We start from the raw sequence: 19,120 nt of genomic DNA on the forward strand, positions 1-19,120 counted from the left end.
GTGTGTCAGTCACAGATATTTCAACTGACACACCGCATTCGCGAGCAAGCCCGCTCCCACATTTAGTTCGGTGTTATCAGATCAAGATCAAGCAGCGCCGAACCCAGGCACTTGCCATGGGCATCCAGCGCCAGCGAACGCGTGACGCCGCCGCGCAAGATCCCCGGCAGCACAAAATTCAGCGCCTGCACATTGGGCAATTCGTAACGCCGCACCGGCGCCGCACCCGGTGGCAGCAACCCTGCAAAGAATTCGGCCACGCGTTCGGCCGTCAGTTGCTCACACAGCAACGGGTAATCCTCTGCGCGATAAGCAATGATCGAGATGTTCGACGTATCGCCCTTATCCCCGGTGCGGGAATGGGCCAGCGTGTGCAACTTCATGCTTCGATCCTCGGGTTGACCGCATCACGCGGCAGCAGCAACGATGCCACCGCCACCACCTGCCGTACGCTTTTGCTGGCACCGCCGCCGCCGGACGGGCCGTTGGTGTAGAGGGTTTCCACTTCATTGCCAACCCGCACCGCCTCAAGGCGATCCTCACAGCGAGCCGCCACGCGCAGGCGTACTTCCCAAGGCTCGACGCCGCTGCGCGGGCCGTGCAGCGAGTCCATGCCGATCAGCTCGGCGCGTACGTCCTGCATCTTTACGCCCATCAACTCCAGGCGCTTGAGGACGACAGCCCGCGCCAACTCTGCACGTGCGACCGCGCCAGGGCCGCCGTAGGACATCTGCCCTTCGCCAATCCAACCGTCCAGATAGCCGACGCTGACTTTCAATTGCTCGGGACGCGCGCGGCCACCGGCGCCCTGGGCACGCACGCGGTCAACGCCCTCCTCGACAAACCCCACCTGGGAAAAATCCGCGGTCACATCCGGCGTCAGGTAGGCCGCCGGGTCATGCACTTCATAGATCAATTGTTCGGTGCAGGTAGCGCGGCTGACCCGCCCACCCGAGCCCGCGACCTTGGTGATCAAGGCTTCACCGTCGGCATCGATTTCGGCCAAGGGGAAGCCCAGGCGCGCAAGGTCATCCACGTCCTTGAAGCCGGGATCTGCGAAATAACCGCCGCTGACTTGCCCGGCACACTCAAGCAGATGCCCGACCAACGTACCGCGCCCCAGGCGCTGCCAATCGTCCGCCGCCCAGCCGAACTCAAACATCTGCGGCGCGAGGAACAACGAAGGGTCGGCCACCCGCCCGGTGATGACCACATCGGCGTCGGCGTGCAGCGCCTCCAGGATGCCCTCGACACCCAGGTAGGCATTCGCCGAGATCAGCCGTTCACCGAGGGAGCCAACGGTCTGGCCGTTATCCAGCCGAAAATCGGCGTGCAACACGTCCAACACGTCATCGCCAACCACGGCGACCACCTTGAGTTCCAGGCCCAGCTCGCGGGCAATACGCCGCACTTCAAGCGCCGCCGACACGGGGTTGGCCGCGCCCATATTGGTGATCACCCGCAGGCGACGCCCAGTCTTATCGCCCACGAACGGCAGTACACGGCGCATGCGCTCACTCAACAGCGGATCGTAACCGCCCGCGGGATCAGTGATCCGCACCTGTTGCGCCAGAGCGATGGTGCGTTCGGCCAGGCACTCGAACACCAGGTAATCCAGGTCGCCCTGCTCGGCCAACTCGACGGCAGGTTCGATACGGTCGCCGGAATAGCCGGCGCCGGAACCGATGCGCAAGGTTTTCATCTCAAATCACTCCCAGGAGCAGCGCAGTCAGGGTCATCAACACCGACGCGGCAAACAGAAACGGAATGGTGAAGCGCTGGTGATCGGCCAATTCGATCTTGCACAGGCCCACCAACAGGAAGGTCGCGGGGGTCAGCGGGCTGACCGGGAAGCCGGTGGTATGCACGCCAAGCAATGAGGCCTGGGCCACTTGCAGCGGGTCGACGCCCAGGGCCTTGCCCACTTCGGCGATCACCGGCATCACGCCGAAATAGTAGGAATCGGGGTCAAACAGCATGCTCAACGGCATGGAGATGAAACCGACCACGGCCGGGATCAACTTGCCGTGGCCCGCCGGAATCTGCGCTACCGCCACTTCGGCAATCGCCTTGAGCATGCCGGTGCCTTGCATGATGCCGGTGAACACCCCGGCGGCGAGCAGGATGCTGGCCATGGTCAGCGCGGTCTTGGCATGCGCATCGATGCGGGCGCGCTGGGCGTCCACGTTCGGGTAGTTGATGCACAGCGCCACCACGGTGCCGAGCATGAACATCACCACCGGATCGACCCAGCCGGCGATCATCACCACCATCACCAGCACGGTGAGCATCAGGTTGACCCAGAACAGACGCGGGCGGCGCAGCTTGATGTCATCCTCGCTGAGCACCCGTTGCGGCATGGCATCGACGCGGGTGCCGGCGCCCAGGCCCAGGCGTTTTTCTTCCCGGCGACCGAGCCACCAGGCACAGGCGAACACAAAGATCAGGCCGACGATCTGTACCGGGATCAGCGGCTGGAACAGGTCCGCGACGGGCACATGCAAAGCAGCGGACGAGCGCAGCACCGGGCCGGTCCAGGGCAGGAAGTTGACCCCGGCAGCCATCGCGCAAACACAGGCGAGGATACGTTTATCGATGCCCAGCCGCGTATACAGCGGCAGCATCGCCGGCACCGTCACCAGGAAGGTCACCGCGCCGGAACCGTCCAGATGCACCAGTAAAGCGAGGGTCGCGGTGCCGACGACAATCCGCGTAGGACGTGTGCCAACCGTGCGCAGGATGCGATCAATGATGGGGTCGAGCATACCGGCGTCGGTCATGATCCCGAAAAACAGGATCGCAAACACAAACATGCCCACCACGGGGGCGACGTTCTTGATACCGGTAATGATGAAGGCGCTGGTTTGCAGGCCGAACCCACCGAGCAGTGCGGCAATGATCGGCAAGGCGATCAGGGCCACCAGTGGCGAGAGGCGTTTGCTCATGACGGCAGCGAGCAGGCACAGGATGGTAATGACACCCAGGGTAGCGAGCATGGGTTACTCCAGAGCGGCCTTGTTGGCCGGTTATTGTTTTCCCTGGAGTATTGGAAGCGGGTTAGTCTTTGTAAATTGGAATATTCAGCCGAGTACATTCGGAAAAACAAAATGAAGAACAGTATCCAACATATTCAAGCGTTCCTCGCGGTGGCCCGCACCGGCAGCTTTACCAAGGCGGCCAACGAGCTGCACCTGTCACCGTCGGCGCTGACCGTGCAGGTGCAACAGCTGGAAGACTGGCTCGGCGTCGCCTTGCTCGACCGCAGCCCGCGTCACGTGAGCATCACGGCCGCCGGCGAGGAAGCGCGCGGACCGATGGAAAAGCTGCTGCTGGACCTGGACAACATCGTCACCGGCTCCCGCGACCTTGCCGCCCTGCGCCGAGGCGTCGTCACCATCGCCGCCCTGCCCTCCGTCTGCGCTGGCGCCCTGCCGCCGGCACTGCGGCTGTTCCGTGAACGGTTTGCCGGAATTGAAGTGCGCCTGCATGACCTGGTGGCCCATCGCATTCATGCCCAGGTGCGCTCCGGCGAAGTGGATTTCGGCATCGGCGTGCGCGCGCGACTCAGCCACGGCCTAGCGTTCGTCCCCGTCCTGAATGATCGTTTGTGTGCCTTTGTGCCGCTGGATCATCCCCTCACCCGCCATCGCCAGCTGACCCTGGAGCAACTGGCGGACCAACCGATCATCCTCACCGGCCGCGACAGCAGCGTGCGTGAGCAGGTAGACGCGTTGTTCGATGAAACGCGGCTGACGATGAACGCGGGAATGGAGGCCAACTACATGTCGACGGTGTTGGCGCTGGTGCGCCAGGGGCTGGGGATCAGTGTGCTGCCGGAGTCGGCGGCGGACAGCCTGGAGGGGTTGAAGCGGATCAACATCGATCATCCTGGGGTGAATCGGGAGATCGGCTTGATCAGTCGCAGCGGGATCGGTTTGAGCCCTGCGGCACAGCGCTGTTTCGATATGCTCAATGAAGCATTACCTGACACACCGCAGAGATAAATGTGGGAGCGGGCTTGCTCGCGAATGCGGTGTATCAGTGACAGATATAGTGCCTGACACTCCGCTTTCGCGAGCAAGCCCGCTCCCACATTTTTACCTCATTGTCAGTCCAGCATCGTCACATGTCTTGGATGGCTGGCCACTCGCGCCAGCCACGCCTGCACGGCCGGATACGGCGTCAGATCAAACCCGCCCTCATGCGCCACATGCGTGTAGGCATACAACGCAATATCGGCAATCGAATACTGCTCACCCACCAGGTACGGCGTGGCTTGCAACTGCCGCTCCATAACCTTCAACGCCTTGTGGCCGCGCTTGTGGCAGGTCTTGTACTCCTCCAGGCGATCCTCCGGCATGTTCAGGTAGAACTGGATAAACCGCGCCACCGCGATGTACGGCTCATGGCTGTACTGCTCGAAAAACTGCCACTGCAACACCTGGGTGCGCAAACGCGGTTCCGTCGGCAGGAATTCGCTGCCGTCGGCGAGGAAGTTGAGGATCGCGTTGGATTCCCACAGGCAGGTGCCGTCTTCCAGTTCCAGTACCGGGATCTTGCCGTTGGGGTTCTTGGCCAGGAACTCAGCGGTCTGGGTATCGCCGTTGAGGATGTCCACATCGATCCATTGGTACGGGAGGCCCAACAGGTTGAGCATCAATTTGATCTTGTAGCAGTTGCCCGATTTGTAATCGCCATAAACCTTGTACATGGGGGCTCCCCTTATGCCGCTTGCGCGTGCTGTGCTTGACGGACCACCGCGGCCAGGCGCTTGAGGCCTTCATCCAGGCGGGCCGGGTCGATATGGCTGAAATTGAGGCGCAATGAACCCAGGTGTTGGTCGGGCTCGGAAAAGAACGGTTCACCGGGCATGAACGCGACGTCCTGATCCAACGCTTGCGCCAACAAGGTGCGGGTGTCGAGCGGCTGTTTCAAGGTCAGCCAGAAGAATAATCCGCCCTGGGGCACTTGCCAGTCGGCGAGGTCGGCGAAATGCCGCTCCAGCGCAGCCTGGAAAGCGTCGCGGCGCTCGCGGTAGAAGCTGCGCAGTTGCTCCAGATGCTGCTGGTATTTTGGCGTGCCGATCCACTGCATCGCCTGCCATTGGCCGACGCGGTTGGTGTGCAGGTCGGCCGACTGCTTGAGCTTGAGCAGGTGCGGGAACAGGTCCGGGCTGGCGATCAGGTAACCGACACGCAGGCCCGGCAACAGGGTCTTGGACACGGTGCCGGTGTAGATCCAACTGGCTTTTTTCAGGCGCCCGACGATGGGTTTGGCGCTGCCGCCGTCGAAGCTCAGTTCGCGGTACGGCTCGTCTTCGATCAGGGTCACGCCGAACTCATCGAGCAACGCGGCGACCGCTTCGCGCTTGGCTTCGCTGTAGCGTACGGCCGACGGGTTCTGGAAGGTCGGGATCAGGTAGATGAACGCCGGACGATGGCGTTCGAGGTTGGCGCGCAGGGTGCTCAAGTCGGGGCCGTCGGCTTCCAACGGGACGCTGAGGCAGTCGGCGCCGAACAGCTGGAAGATCTGCAACGCGGCCAGGTAGGTCGGGCCCTCCAACAGGACCGGCGTGCCTTTGTCGATGTACAACTTGGCCGCCAGGTCCAGGGTTTGCTGCGAGCCGCTGACCACCAGCACCTGGCTGGCCTGGCACGGCACGCCCAGGGCCCGTGCTTGGGCGGCGAGCAATTCACGCAACTGCGGTTCGCCTTCGCTCATGCCGTATTGGCCGATGTTCGACGGCATGTCATCCCAGTTCAGCGCCGGCAGCATAGCTTCGGCCGGCAGGCCACCGGCGAACGACATCACTTGCGGGCGCTGGGCTGCCGCGAGGATTTCACGGATCAAGGAGCTTTTGAGGCGCGTAACACGTTCAGAGAAGGCCATGGGGTCACCGGTAGCGAAAACTATGGGAAATACGTCAAACTGGTTGACCGAAATTACGACAGCGCCCACGGATACGTCAATATGCTTGACCTTAAAAACCCCACCGCCCAGCAGGAAGCCATGCAAGCGTTCTTCTTCGGTTACCAGGCGTTTACCGCCAAGGCCGACGAAATGCTCGAACGCCGGGGCCTGAGCCGGGTGCACCAGCGCATTGTGTTTTTTATCGCGCGTTACCCGACCTTGAGCGTGAAAGAACTGCTGGAACTGCTCGGCGTGAGCAAGCAGGCGCTGAACATGCCGCTGCGCCAATTGCAGGAAATGCACCTGGTGCACAGCATTGCGTCCGCGACCGACAAGCGCAAACGCTTGCTGGAATTGAGCGAGGAAGGCCTGCGTTTCGAACAGTCGTTGCGCCGTGAACAGGTGAAGCTGCTGCAACGCGCGTTCAGTGAAGCCGGTGAAGAAGCGGTGGCCGGATGGTTGGCTGTAAACCAGGCATTGAGTGCGGCGAACTAGCCCAGCGCAAAGCTATTCGAAAACATTATTTGCTTTCTTTGTATACAAAAGCATAATTCGCCTCGTGCGAGTTCCTGACCTATCGGTCAACAAAACCCGCCAGTACCTCAAAGCGCTGTTGCCCACATCTGTGACCGGCGCTGGAAATAACAATAAAACTCTTGAGGAGTACTCGCTGTGGATAGCCGCAAATCCGAAGCCCCTACGCTGGACGTCGCCCCGCCCACCAACAGCTGGCTAGAACGCCTGTTCAAACTCAGCTTGCATGGCACCACAGTGAGGACCGAGTTGATCGCCGGTCTCACCACCTTCATCACCATGGCCTACATCATCTTCGTCAACCCCAACATCATGGCCGACGCCGGCATCGACCATGGCGCGGCATTTGTCGCCACCTGCATCGCCGCCGCGCTCGGTTGCCTGTTGATGGGCCTGTATGCGAACTGGCCGGTAGGCCTGGCGCCGGGCATGGGCTTGAATGCGTTTTTCACCTACACCGTGGTCGGCACCATGGGCTACACCTGGGAAACCGCGCTGGGTGCGGTGTTTATCTCGGGCGTGCTGTTCATGGGCCTGACGCTGTCGCGGGTGCGTGAGTGGCTGCTCAACAGCATCCCGGTGAGCCTGCGCCACGCCATGGGTGCCGGTGTCGGGCTGTTCCTCGGGGTGATCGGCCTGAAAACCGCCGGGATCATCGTCGACAGCCCGGCCACGCTGATCAAGCTCGGCTCGCTGCATGAACCGGCACCGCTACTGGCGGCCGTGTGTTTCCTGCTGATCGCGATCCTCAGCTACCACCGCGTGTTCGGCGCAATCCTGATCAGCATCATCGCCGTGACCCTGGCCGGTTGGGGCTTGGGCCTGGTGCATTACAACGGCATGATCTCCACCCCACCGAGCCTGGCGCCGACCTGGATGGCCATGGACGTAAAAGGTGTATTCAATGTAAGCATGATTAGCGTTGTATTTGCCTTTCTTTTTGTACACATGTTCGACACTGCAGGTACACTGATGGGCGTCGCGCAACGCGCCGGACTGGTCAATGCCGATGGCAAGATCGATAACCTGTCCCGTGCGCTCAAAGCCGACAGTGCGTCCAGCGTGTTTGGCGCCATGGTCGGTGTACCGCCGGTGACCAGCTACGTGGAAAGTGCCGCCGGTGTTGCCGCGGGTGGCCGAACCGGGCTGACCGCCGTGACCGTGGGCATCCTGTTTGTGGCAGCGATGTTTTTCGCGCCACTGGCCGGCATGATTCCCGCGTACGCCACCGCCGGTGCGCTGATCTACGTGGCGATGCTGATGATGGCGAGCATGGCCCATATCAATTGGGACGAAGCCACCGACAGCATTCCGGCGATTGTCACGGCGATCATGATGCCGCTGACCTTCTCGGTGGCCGACGGCATCGCCCTGGGCTTTATCACGTACGTGGCGCTCAAGGCGGGCACCGGCAAGTACCGCGAGATTTCCGTCAGCCTGTGGGTGCTGTGCGCGATCTTTATTGCCAAATTCATATTTCTATAAAAGGAACACATGATGAACCTGGAAACCTGGCTACTGTTCAGCGGCGCGGCATTGGTGGTGATCCTGATCCCGGGGCCGCTGTCACTGTTGATGATCAGCAACAGTCTGAACTACGGCCTGCGCCGTTCGTATCCAGCGTTTCTCGGTGGTGTGTTTGCCTCGATCTGCCTGCTCAGCGCCTCGGCCCTGGGGCTGGGCGCGCTGTTGCTGGCCTCCGAGCAACTGTTCAGCGCCCTGAAGATCGTCGGCGCGGCGTACCTGTTCTACCTCGCCTGGCAGAGCTGGCAGCAGTCGCGGCAACCGGCCCAGGGTGCCGAAGTACCGCAACTGGCCGCCGTACCGCGCTTTCGCACACTGTTTGGACGTGCCTTTGTGCTGGGCGCCAGCAACCCAAAGGACATCCTGTTCTTCGCCGCGTTCCTGCCGCAATTTCTCAGCAGCCAGCAGCCGTTCCTGCCACAGCTGCTGATCATGATTGCCACCTGGACCCTGCTCGACCTGCTCTGCAAGCTGGCCTACGGTCTCGGCGCACACGGAGCGGCCCAGTATCTGCGCAGCGGCAGCGGCCAGGGCTGGTTCAACCGGGTCAGTGCCGCTTTTTTTGGTAGCGCGGGCGTTGCTGCTTTGCTCCGGGCATAACGCTGCCGAACCGGACGAAATACACCGAAGGGTCACGCCTGGACGTCCATTGCACACCGGCAATGATCTTCACCAGGCGCCCTTCGTCCATCGCCGCAGAGATCGGCGCATAGGCGGCAGCGATGGGAGTCGCGAAAAGTCGTCGCCGGAACCACTCATCGGTCATTTGAATGCCCACGCGGGCCTTTAGATCCAGCGAGCTGCCACTCGCCCAGCGCGTCATGACGAAATACACCGTGTCGGACTGTGGGTGCGTGCAGTAGAAGTCCGACGCCAGCAAGGCGCCAGAGCGTTTTTCCACCACGTGCAAGCTGAACCCCATCTGCTCAAGGTGCACTCGAACCTGCCCCTGGGCCAAGTGACGTCGCTCAGTCAGATTGTGCTGAGTCGCAACTTGCAACGAAGCTTCGGGGGCTTGCGTCAAAGAGAAGTCCAAGCGATCAAACCCTGGGGTCAGGCCTTCGTCGCCAATGAAAATACTGGTTCTGGTCGAGCTCTCGATGGGTCGCAACATCCTCAACACATCGTCCGTCTGCCCAACGGCCGCCGGGGCCAGCCATTTGTCGAGTGTCGCCCTGAGATCGAACCACTGGGTGGCGGTCAGCGTGCTCCCGCTGGAGTCCGACAGATGCAACAGACGCTCCAGCAGAAAATGCCGACTGCTACGGGTCATCAAGGGAAAGGCCCGGTTCAACGACGCCGACACCGGCTCCGTAAACAACCCTCGATGCAACGTCCACACGCCATTGGCCCCCAGGGTCGCCGGGATCGGCTGGTGTGCAATGCCTGGCCCGGTCCAGTAGTACACGTCGATCGAGGCCGGGTGGACCACGGCATGGTTGGGCGTGATGAACACCAGGCGCTGCGACAACCCCTCCTGCGCCTCGGGCAATAGCCGGTAATAGCGAGTTCCCAGCCTCAACACGCTGAAGGCCTGGTCGGGCGTCGCGCTGGACGCCGTAAAGATATTCCTTGGTGGCGTTGCTTCAACTAACGTCATTTCCGTCACGAACCCCCACACCTGCCAACCACCAGGCGCCTCTGGCGATTGACGTATCGCTTGTTCCAGCAATGCTTGCGCAGGTCGGGCCCATTCAGTGGCAGCCGAAGACGAAGCCCAAGGTCGCCACGGGGCTGCGCTGGGCCCTGGCTGCGGCGCATCGGCGCCCAGCAGCCACTCTCGCGGCTCGTCGATGTACAGGATCAATTCATCCTGGCCGTGCGCTTGCTGGTTTCTGAAACGCAGCACCTGCTCATCCTTGCGCCGGTAGACCGGGTAGCGCTCGCTATCGATAACCACAAACTGCTCACCGTCCTTGATGTAGCTGCCTCTGTTCCCCGGGCTTTGCAACTGCAGCGCATCACTGGGCATGCCGCCTTTCTTGTAACGCTCCAACAGCTTCAGCGGCCTGGGCAACGATTGTTTCAGGCCCGTCAGTGTTTGGCGCTGCGAAAAGCGCACCATGGCATTGCGCATCGTCGCCCGTGCGGTCGCGGAGCCGGCGCTGGAGAGCCCCTTGGGGCCAGGCACTAATGTCGTCAGCACATCGACAAAGGCGATCAACGTCAGAAAGGCCACGTCCACCGCCGCCTTGGCATCGCCACTGTGGTGATAGTGCCGTGCAGCCAGCAGCAACTCGTACACACTGATACCTACGCCAATCAGCGGGATAAACGACAACGCACCACGCACCGTCGCCGAGCGCTGTTCACCCAGGCGCAGTTCGCGATACTCCGCCAAGGCATGAGCGGAGCGGGCACTGGCCTGGCTACGATGCTGGATTTCAAACAACCGCGCATGTACCAGCAGCGCCACTGCATGGCTGTGGTCAGTGACGGCGATGTCCAGCCAACGTGGCGCAACCGCCTGGATCTGCTCGCGAATCTGCGCCTCGATCTCCTCCGGCAACACGGACGCCACGCGATGCCGGACCTTGAACGAACGCACAAATCGGGCAACGGCCTCGCCTATCGTCAAGATAAAAAAGCCCTTCATGCGCAATCGCCTAAAGGTGCCCCGCGCCGATTCGGTTGACGGCGGCGCCCCGGGATAACTGGCCAACGCCTCGTGCGCCCAGCCAGGTGCAACCTGCCGCGCCAGCACCTTGATCGGCGCGGGCAAAGCACAGCCGTGGTTGAGGGTGTCCCTCATGGCATCCCAGTGCGGGTATTCGCTGATCACTGGAAACCCCTGCGCCGCCGGCCAATACACCACGCAGCGTTGCGATACCCGGTCAAACATCACCAGCATCCCGGCAATATGCCGGTCGTGCTCAAGGGTGTAGCCCACCAATCGGACGAAACACAGTTGCACGCGATGGCCATTGCGTTCCAGGTCGGCAGGTACAGAGGCGGCGATAGCGGTATTGAACAAACTTCGCCCTTGGGCGCTCAGGCCTTGCTGTTCGGCCGAAAACAGCTGCCATCGTGCGTGCTGCCGAACGACCCGGTAGCTGAGTGCAGGGCAAAGGCCAGGGTAGCCCGACTCCGGATAAAACACCTGGCGGATGCGTGCTTCGTAATGCCCGCCGATGTCCAGGGCGGACAGGGTCTTGATCAGGTAGCGCACGCTCAAGCGGTCTTTCCAGGCGGGGTCCAGATAGCGGGCACGGTTCAGCCGCCATTCGGTCCATGGCGCCTGGGGGTCAAGGTTATGCAGGGCCAATTGCAGGAGGCTGTAGGTGCTGCGTTGCGCGCTCACGACCTTTTTCACGTGCCGGTCACCCACCGCGCACTGGCTCGACCAGCCACAAAAATGCGCGCTGACATCGTCGGGAATATCGAACAATGGGCGGTCGACATCCAGTTGCGGATAGAAGCCATCCAGGGTCAGCTGTGCGATCAGTCGCTCGCGGGCAAAATCTTCCAGCTCGGGCAGCAGGCTCCAGAGTTTTTCCTCAAAAGCCACGGCGCTGGTCAGGTAGTGGTTTTGCAAATGCCTATAGCGCTGGCGCAGTGTCGTCGTGGCGGTGCCGAGCCATGCCGGCAGTTTTTTCGCCTGTGTCGCGGCAACGCGCAACAACTGTACATTGGCCAATGCCAACATTCGGGCGTCGTCCACCGGCACCTGCACATGTTCGCGCAGCTCATCGGCCAGCAACAGCCGAGCCAGGGCGGGGTCGCTGACCTCGCTGTACAGCCGGACCTTGTCATCGAGTCGCGCGGCGAGCCGGGCATACAGTTTGACCAGCCCCTTGAAGCCTTCGTGCAGGACATTGCCCGTGACCGGCGCGTAAGTCACTTCCACCCCCGCTGCGCGCAGGGCACGCTGATCCCGCGCAACGCTGCGCCACAACGGCGATCCGTCGGGGCTTTGCAGGCTGGCCTGCAGGCTGTGGCTCAAGTCAGCCAGGCAATTGAACGCCGACATCCCGCCGTGCGCGCCGCCCACCACCAGTAATACCGGCTGTTGCCGAGTGGGATGGCTGCGCCCCTTGCACGTGGTCACCACAAACACATCGTTCAATGGCACGCCGCGTTCTCCTTCGCGCCCCACTCGGATACGCAACACACACGTGTCATTGCCGGTGCGTTGGCCGGCCAGGGGAGTCTCCAGTGCGTCGACGAGGCACTGCTGATGCGCCGCACTGATCAGCTGTGCACGCTGCAGCAACTCAGCTTCGGCGAGCAGCGCCTGGCGCCGGGCCTCAAGCATCAGGGTCGCACGCTTGCGCGTGCCGTCCGGGCGCTCCAGCCAGAATGCGGGGTCGAATGCACGTTCGGGCGCAACCTCGGTCCACTGCCGCACACGTTCGCGCTGCGCCTGCCAGCGCGCTTGCAGGGCCACAAATGCGAGATAGGGTTCAGTGTCTTTTTCCAAGTCCTGGCTATCGAGCAACGCGAGCAGGCCTTGTTCATGACGGCGCACCCGGTGTTCGCGAATGGCCAGTGAGAGCCCCTGGGTAAAGCGCCCCAACATGACTTGCGCCGCCTGCCGCTGCCCATCCCATTTCAGCAACGCTGCCAGCGACGGCACCAGGCGCGGCTCGCCCACCAAGTGCTTGCGGGCCTTTTCGATCTGGGCAAGAAAGCGACGGGGTTGGGGCGGTGGTTGCCCCGGCGCGGCGACAGCGATGTGATTGATCGTCAGGGCGCATGCCAACTCGTTGTCCCACTGCCCGTCGAGCAGGGCCAATGCACTGTGGGCCAACGCGTCGTCATGCACGATCGGGCCCTGCTCGAGGACTGCATCACGCCGTCGCAGCGGCAGACATTGCCACAACAGGGTGAACAAGCGCCCCTGAAGCAACGCCCCCAAGCCTTGTTGCATCTGCGCCCAGGACTGATATTCATAAAACCCACGCGCCAGGCCGGGCAGGTAGGCGACGTGCAGCGACCCCCGTGAAACATACAGCGCACCCGGAATCGCCAGCGCCGCCTGGTTGCTCCCCGGCCAAAACAATTGACGCACCTGCATGCCCGTCCATTCGCCACCGGCAAGCCGCCGCGCCTGGGGGGTGGGTGCGTCCGCCAGTTGCCGGACCATGGCAAGCCCCGGTTCCGACAGCTCATACAACTGACACGCAATGAATGCCTGGTCGGCAAACTGCGCACCATACAACTGCACCCACCGCTCGCGCCGCGTACGCCAGGAGCCGTAGGCCAGGCGACTCCAATACGCCGCCACAGTCTGGTTGAAGTGCTCCAGCAAACCCAGCGCCCTGACCTTCTCCAGGGCCTGAAGGGGGCTGTAGGGCAGTTTTCGCGCACCATCGTCCTTGACGCTCAACTGGGTGAATTGGTTGATATTGGCCGGTATAAACGGATCGACCAGTAAAGCCAGGGCGCGCTCGGTGAGGCTATTGACCTGACCCGGCTCGGTAAACAAGAGGTGATCGGGATTCAGGGCGAAGGCATCCTGCAATGCCAGCCGGACCATCCGTGAAATACGCGGCGCACGCGCGATCAAGCGCTTGAGCCCTTTGCCCGCTTCGATACAGCGCGTCTGGGCTGCGTGCAACTGATTGATCAGCCTGCCGGGATCGCCAACCGCATTGATCCGCCGGGTCAGCAGCGTCTGAACGCATTCTTCAGGTTGAGCGTCGATAGGGTTGTTCATGGCGGGTTCCTGTCCACACAAAAGTCCAGCCTAAGCAGCTTGCCGCGCGCCGTGCTTTACATACTTGCCGCGCCTTTGAGCGGACGAAAAAAAGCCCGCAGTGTGGGCGGGCGAAAAACCAACGAAGAGCTTTGGGGGTGTGAAGCGAGGTGACGCTAGCTACCGCGATAGGTGGAGTAGCTGTAGGGCGAAATCAGGAGCGGGACATGGTAGTGATCCTGTTCGGCGCTGATGCCGAAGCGCAGCACCACCACGTCTAAAAAGGCCGGTTCCGGCAATGGCACGCCACGGGCGCGATAGTAGTCGCCGGCGCTGAATTGCAGTTGGTACACACCGCTGCGGTAGTCGTCGCCTTGCAGCAGAGGTGCGTCGCAGCGGCCGTCGCTGTTGGTCAAGGTAGTGGCGACCAGTTCCAGCTGCGCGCCTTCGACGCGGTACAGCTCAACCTTGATCGCGCTGCCGGGGCAACCGTGTGCGGCATCCAAAACGTGTGTGGTCAAACGTCCCATGGCGTCTACGCGCCTCCCGAAGTCAGTAGAAGAGAGATCCGCACTTTTTCAGGGCAGCGAAAAAGCCGGCGATGGCTGATTAAGACACTTTTAAAAAAAATTGTACACAATAAAAATCACAAACCTTGCGATCCACCCGCGCTCATTGCTTGTGCAGGCGATTGACCTGTGATCCTTGCTTTTAAACGACCTTTTGTCCATTAGCTGACCAACTGGGCAAGTTTCTTGCTACACCCTTTACACAGAGGCCTGCGGAAAAAATGCAGAAATGTAGGCTTACAAAGTGACAGATAAGTTGTATACAATCACTCATCGCTGTGACGCCACCCAGTCATTTCGCTGCCCGGCCGCCACATGAATGATCACGAACAAGAAGGAAGACTGCAGTGAGCGCTGACTACCCACGCGACCTGATCGGTTACGGCAGTAACCCTCCTCACCCCCACTGGCCGGGCAAGGCACGCATTGCGTTGTCTTTCGTACTCAACTACGAAGAAGGCGGTGAGCGCAACATTTTGCACGGCGACAAGGAGTCCGAAGCGTTCCTCTCGGAAATGGTCTCGGCCCAGCCGCTGCAAGGCGCACGCAACATGAGTATGGAGTCGCTGTACGAATACGGCAGCCGTGCCGGCGTATGGCGCATCCTCAAGCTGTTCAAAGAATTCGATATTCCGCTGACCATCTTCGCCGTGGCCATGGCCGCCCAGCGTCACCCGGATGTAATCCGCGCGATGGTCGAGGCCGGCCACGAAATCTGCAGCCACGGCTACCGCTGGATCGACTACCAGTACATGGACGAGGCCCAGGAGCGCGAGCACATGCTCGAAGCGATCCGCATCCTCACCGAACTGACCGGCGAACGCCCGCTGGGCTGGTACACCGGGCGCACCGGCCCGAACACGCGCCGGCTGGTGATGGAGGAAGGCGGATTCCTCTACGACTGCGACACCTACGACGACGACCTGCCCTATTGGGAACCAAGCAACCCCACCGGCAAGCCGCACCTGGTGATCCCCTATACCCTCGACACCAACGACATGCGCTTCACCCAGGTGCAGGGTTTCAACAAGGGCGATGACTTCTTCGAATACCTCAAGGACGCGTTCGACGTGCTCTACGCCGAAGGCTTGGATGCCCCGAAGATGCTCTCCATCGGCCTGCATTGCCGCCTGATCGGCCGTCCTGCACGCCTGGCCGCGTTGAAGCGCTTTATCGAATACGTCAAAGGTCACGAACAGGTGTGGTTCACCCGCCGCGTCGATATTGCCCGCCACTGGCATGAAACCCACCCGTTCAAGGGAGCGGCCAAATGACTGCGTTCAAGACCCTGAAACCCTCGAGCCTGAGCCGCGACGCATTCGTCGAGGCCTTCGCCGACATCTACGAACATTCGCCATGGGTGGCCGAAAAGGCCTTCGACCTGGGCCAGGACCCTTCGATCGACGAGATCGAAACCCTGCACCAGCGCATGAGCGACATCCTGTTGAGCGCCGATCACGCCAGCCAACTGGCCCTGATCAACGCTCACCCGGACCTGGCCGGCAAAGCCGCCGTCCAGGGCCAACTGACCCAAGCCAGCACCGATGAGCAAGCTGGCGCGGGGATTCACCAATGCACGGCCGAAGAGTTTTCTCGCTTCACCGAGCTGAACGATGCCTACAAGGCCAAGTTCAAGTTTCCCTTCATCATGGCGGTAAAAGGCAGCAACCGGCACCAGATCCTGGCCGCGTTCGAAACGCGCATTCACAACTCGGTGGAAGCCGAGTTCAAATGCGCTTTGGCCGAGATCAACAAGATCGCGTTGTTCCGTTTACTGACCCTTTAAAGCAACCCTGGCCCGAGCGCTCATGACGCCCAGGGCCGGGCAAGCATCCCAAGCCACTCTATCTAAGGCAGACAAGAAGAATGAAAGCTTACGCCGTACCTTTCGAGAAGTTCGTCAACCTGGCCGACGCCCGCCTGGGCACCAAGATCATCTCCGTGACCGATGACTGGTTCGCCGACGCCAACCGCCTGTTCCAGCCGACCCCGGCCGTGTGGAAGGAGGGCGTTTTCGATGACAACGGCAAGTGGATGGACGGCTGGGAGTCACGCCGCAAGCGCTTCGAAGGCTACGACAGCGCGGTGATCCGCCTGGGCGTGCCGGGCTCGATCAAGGGCGTGGACATCGACACTTCATTCTTCACCGGCAACTTCCCGCCATCGGCCTCCCTGGAAGCCTGCTTCCTCGCCTCGGGCGAGCCAGACGCCAACACCCAGTGGGTGGAAGTGCTGTCGGCCGTCGAGCTGCAAGGCAACAGCCACCACTACCACGAGATCAGCAACGACCAGGCGTTCAGCCACCTGCGTTTCAACATCTACCCGGATGGTGGCGTGGCCCGTCTGCGCGTGTACGGCGTGCCGTTCCGCGACTGGTCGTCGGTAGGCGACAACGAACAGGTCGACCTGGCTGCCGCCCTCAACGGTGGTCGTGCCCTGGCCTGCTCCGATGAACACTTCGGCCGCATGAGCAACATCCTCAACCCGGGCCGTGGCATCAACATGGGCGACGGCTGGGAAACCGCACGTCGTCGTACGCCAGGCAATGACTGGGTCATCGTCGCGCTGGGCCATCCGGGCGAGATCGAGAAAATCATCGTCGACACCCTGCACTTCAAGGGCAACTACCCGGACACCTGCTCGATCCAGGGCGCATTCGTGAAAGGCGGCACCGACAGCCAGATCGAAACCCAATCGCTGTTCTGGCGCGAACTGCTGCCGGCACAAAAACTGGAAATGCACGCCGAACATACCTTCGCCGAACAGATCAAGGCGCTGGGCCCGATCACCCACATCCGCCTGAACGTGTTCCCGGATGGCGGTGTGAGCCGCCTGCGTGTACTCGGCAAAGTCGCCAAGTAAACGCTGAACTGGTAGTGAGCGGGCTTGCCCCGCGCGGGGTGGCGAAGCCACCCCAACAAGACCGCTGCGGTGTTTCAGCAAGACCGCAGTGCCTGGGTTTTGGGGCGGCTTCGCCACCCAGCACGGGGCAAGCCCGCTCACTACACAAAAGCAAGAAAACCAACACAGCATTCGGATAAGAAGACAGCCATGCGCACACTAGTGATCGAACCCCTGACCAAAGAAGCCTTCGCCCCTTTCGGAGACGTTATCGAAACCTCTGGCCGCGACCACTTCATGATCAACAACGGGTCGACCATGCGCTTTCACAAATTGGCCACGGTCGAAACCGCCAAGCCGGAAGACCACGCCATCATCAGCATCTTCCGCGCCGACGCGCAGGACATGCCGCTGACCGTGTGCATGCTGGAACGACACCCGCTGGGCAGCCAGGCTTTCATTCCGCTGCTCGGCAACCCCTTTCTGATCGTGGTCGCGCCACTTGGCGATGAACCTGTATCGGGCTTGGTCCGCGCCTTCGTCACCAACGGCAGGCAGGGCATTAATTACCATCGCGGCGTCTGGCACCACCCGGTGCTGACGATCGAAAAGCGGGATGACTTCCTGGTGGTTGATCGCAGTGGCACAGGCAATAACTGCGATGAGCATTTTTTCAAAGAGGATGAGCGGTTGATCCTCGCCCCCCACCAATAAGAGAAGGCTTGATCACCCGACAACAAGGGTGACAGGCGAGAGGTAAAGACTGTGGAAGCACATCTGTTGGAATGGCTGAACCTTAGCGTGCGCTGGGTTCACATGATCACTGGCGTCGCGTGGATCGGCGCTTCTTTCTACTTCGTCTGGCTGGAAAACAACCTCAATCGCGTCAACCCCAAGAACGGCCTGGCCGGTGACTTGTGGGCGATCCACGGTGGCGGCATCTACCACCTGGAAAAATACAAACTGGCCCCACCGACCATGCCGGACAACCTGCACTGGTTCAAATGGGAAGCCTATTTCACCTGGATGTCGGGCGTCGCGCTGCTGTGCGTGGTGTTCTACCTCAACCCGACGCTGTACCTGCTTGCCCCCGGCAGCAGCCTCAGCGGCACCGAAGGCGTATTGCTGGGCATCGGCTCACTGTTCGCCGGCTGGTTCATCTACTCCTTCCTCTGCGACTCGGCCCTGGGCAAACGCCCTGCCTTGCTCGGCTTCATCCTGTTTGTGCTGTTGATTGCAGCGGCCTATGGCTTCAGCAAGGTGTTCAGCGGCCGTGGCGCCTACCTGCACGTGGGTGCGGTCATCGGCACCATCATGGTCGGCAACGTGTTCCGCATCATCATGCCGGCGCAACGCGCCCTGGTCGCGGCCATCGCCGAGAACCGCACGCCGGACCCGGCACTGCCGGCCAAGGGCCTGCTGCGTTCGCGTCACAACAACTACTTCACCTTGCCGGTGCTGTTCATCATGATCAGCAACCACTTCCCGAGCACCTACGGCAGCCAATACAACTGGCTGATCCTGGCGGGTATCGCGGTGGCGGCGGTGTTGGTGCGGCACTACTTCAACACCCGGCATGACAGCCAGAAGTACGCGTGGACCCTGCCGGTCGGCGCATTGGCGATGATCAGCCTGGCGTACGTGACCGGTCCCAAGCCGGTGGCTGAAGTCGCCAAAGCCCCCGCGGCCATCGAGTACCAGCCATTGCCGGAAACGGCGTTGGGCGGTGGCTTGAAACCCGCTGCGCCCGCCCCTGCTCCTGCTGCCGAACCGGTACCCGCCCAGGCCACGATTGATTTCGACAAGGTCCACGGGGTGATCCAGGAGCGCTGCGCCGTGTGCCATTCGGCCAAGCCCACCAGCCCGCTGTTCAGCACCGCACCGGCGGGGGTGATGTTTGATACGCCAGCACAGATCCAGCAGCAGGCGGCGCGCATCCAAGCGCAGGCCGTGGCCAGCCAGATCATGCCGCTGGGCAACATCACCCAGATGACCCAGCAGGAACGGGATTTGATTGGCACCTGGATCAATCAGGGGGCTCGTACAAATTAACTGATTGATGCAAATCCAAATGTGGGAGCGGGCTTGCTCGCGAAAGCGGTGT

The 19,120-nt window shown here is 61.6% G+C and carries 16 protein-coding genes; 9 read left to right on the plus strand and 7 right to left on the minus strand.

From position 1 onward, the window contains the following. Positions 1–62 precede the first annotated feature (62 nt). Genes OPU96_RS02860 through OPU96_RS02870 form a run of 3 tightly spaced genes read right to left on the minus strand, consistent with a single transcriptional unit; the run spans position 63 to position 2,996 of the window. The gene (locus tag OPU96_RS02860; protein WP_226455045.1) at positions 63–383 is read right to left on the minus strand and encodes an AtuA-related protein; all 321 of its coding nucleotides are present in this window, start codon (positions 381–383) and stop codon (positions 63–65) included. Then, positions 380–1,702 (minus strand): acyclic terpene utilization AtuA family protein, encoded by a 1,323-nt coding sequence (locus OPU96_RS02865; protein WP_498558620.1) that lies wholly within the window; start codon positions 1,700–1,702, stop codon positions 380–382. Before OPU96_RS02865 ends, OPU96_RS02860 begins: the two co-directional genes overlap by 4 nt. A gap of 1 nt (position 1,703) precedes the next feature. Continuing rightward, positions 1,704–2,996, minus strand: coding sequence for a CitMHS family transporter (locus OPU96_RS02870; RefSeq protein WP_192296933.1), 1,293 nt, complete (start codon positions 2,994–2,996; stop codon positions 1,704–1,706). 111 nt (positions 2,997–3,107) lie between these two features. On the opposite strand from OPU96_RS02870, the gene OPU96_RS02875 reads away from it, so the two are divergent. Further along, positions 3,108–4,004 (plus strand): LysR family transcriptional regulator, encoded by an 897-nt coding sequence (locus tag OPU96_RS02875; protein ID WP_226455043.1) that lies wholly within the window; start codon positions 3,108–3,110, stop codon positions 4,002–4,004. Positions 4,005–4,108: 104 nt separating this feature from the next. Here the strand turns inward: OPU96_RS02875 and OPU96_RS02880 are convergent, their stop codons facing one another. Both OPU96_RS02880 and OPU96_RS02885 read right to left on the minus strand, forming a co-directional pair. Continuing rightward, positions 4,109–4,711 (minus strand): glutathione S-transferase family protein, encoded by a 603-nt coding sequence (locus OPU96_RS02880; RefSeq protein WP_192296935.1) that lies wholly within the window; start codon positions 4,709–4,711, stop codon positions 4,109–4,111. 11 nt (positions 4,712–4,722) lie between these two features. Then, on the minus strand, positions 4,723–5,889 hold the full coding sequence (locus tag OPU96_RS02885; protein WP_226455042.1) for an aminotransferase-like domain-containing protein: 1,167 nt from the start codon (positions 5,887–5,889) through the stop codon (positions 4,723–4,725). Between the two features lie 81 nt (positions 5,890–5,970). Here OPU96_RS02885 and OPU96_RS02890 point away from each other — a divergent pair, with 81 nt between their 5' ends. From OPU96_RS02890 to OPU96_RS02900, 3 genes are all read left to right on the plus strand, one after another. Beyond that, positions 5,971–6,405, plus strand: a complete 435-nt coding sequence (locus tag OPU96_RS02890; RefSeq protein ID WP_498558621.1) for a MarR family winged helix-turn-helix transcriptional regulator — start codon at positions 5,971–5,973, stop codon at positions 6,403–6,405. Positions 6,406–6,582: 177 nt separating this feature from the next. Beyond that, positions 6,583–7,929 (plus strand): NCS2 family permease, encoded by a 1,347-nt coding sequence (locus OPU96_RS02895; protein WP_192296938.1) that lies wholly within the window; start codon positions 6,583–6,585, stop codon positions 7,927–7,929. Between the two features lie 12 nt (positions 7,930–7,941). Next, positions 7,942–8,568 carry a LysE family translocator gene (locus tag OPU96_RS02900; RefSeq protein ID WP_498558622.1) on the plus strand — a complete coding sequence of 209 codons (627 nt, stop codon included), beginning with the start codon at positions 7,942–7,944 and terminating at the stop codon, positions 8,566–8,568. Here the strand turns inward: OPU96_RS02900 and OPU96_RS02905 are convergent. Both OPU96_RS02905 and uraH read right to left on the minus strand, forming a co-directional pair. Continuing rightward, positions 8,516–13,627 carry a dermonecrotic toxin domain-containing protein gene (locus OPU96_RS02905; protein ID WP_498558623.1) on the minus strand — a complete coding sequence of 1,704 codons (5,112 nt, stop codon included), beginning with the start codon at positions 13,625–13,627 and terminating at the stop codon, positions 8,516–8,518. The genes OPU96_RS02900 and OPU96_RS02905 overlap by 53 nt on opposite strands. A gap of 155 nt (positions 13,628–13,782) precedes the next feature. Next, on the minus strand, positions 13,783–14,136 hold the full coding sequence (uraH, locus tag OPU96_RS02910) for a hydroxyisourate hydrolase (protein ID WP_226455039.1): 354 nt from the start codon (positions 14,134–14,136) through the stop codon (positions 13,783–13,785). 386 nt (positions 14,137–14,522) lie between these two features. Between uraH and puuE the strand changes: the two genes are divergently transcribed. The 5 genes from puuE to OPU96_RS02935 all read left to right on the plus strand — a co-directional run bounded on the left by puuE (position 14,523) and on the right by OPU96_RS02935 (position 19,068). After that, positions 14,523–15,449 carry an allantoinase PuuE gene (puuE, locus tag OPU96_RS02915; protein ID WP_192296941.1) on the plus strand — a complete coding sequence of 309 codons (927 nt, stop codon included), beginning with the start codon at positions 14,523–14,525 and terminating at the stop codon, positions 15,447–15,449. Then, positions 15,446–15,961, plus strand: coding sequence for a 2-oxo-4-hydroxy-4-carboxy-5-ureidoimidazoline decarboxylase (gene uraD, locus OPU96_RS02920; RefSeq protein ID WP_226455037.1), 516 nt, complete (start codon positions 15,446–15,448; stop codon positions 15,959–15,961). Before puuE ends, uraD begins: the two co-directional genes overlap by 4 nt. Positions 15,962–16,041: 80 nt before the next feature. Continuing rightward, positions 16,042–17,037 carry an allantoicase gene (alc, locus tag OPU96_RS02925; RefSeq protein WP_226455036.1) on the plus strand — a complete coding sequence of 332 codons (996 nt, stop codon included), beginning with the start codon at positions 16,042–16,044 and terminating at the stop codon, positions 17,035–17,037. 189 nt (positions 17,038–17,226) lie between these two features. After that, on the plus strand, positions 17,227–17,730 hold the full coding sequence (locus OPU96_RS02930) for an ureidoglycolate lyase (protein ID WP_305392791.1): 504 nt from the start codon (positions 17,227–17,229) through the stop codon (positions 17,728–17,730). Positions 17,731–17,781: 51 nt separating this feature from the next. Further along, positions 17,782–19,068, plus strand: coding sequence for a urate hydroxylase PuuD (locus OPU96_RS02935; RefSeq protein WP_498558624.1), 1,287 nt, complete (start codon positions 17,782–17,784; stop codon positions 19,066–19,068). Positions 19,069–19,120: the final 52 nt, after the last annotated feature.

Source organism: Pseudomonas sp. RP-B7, assembly GCF_059803535.1.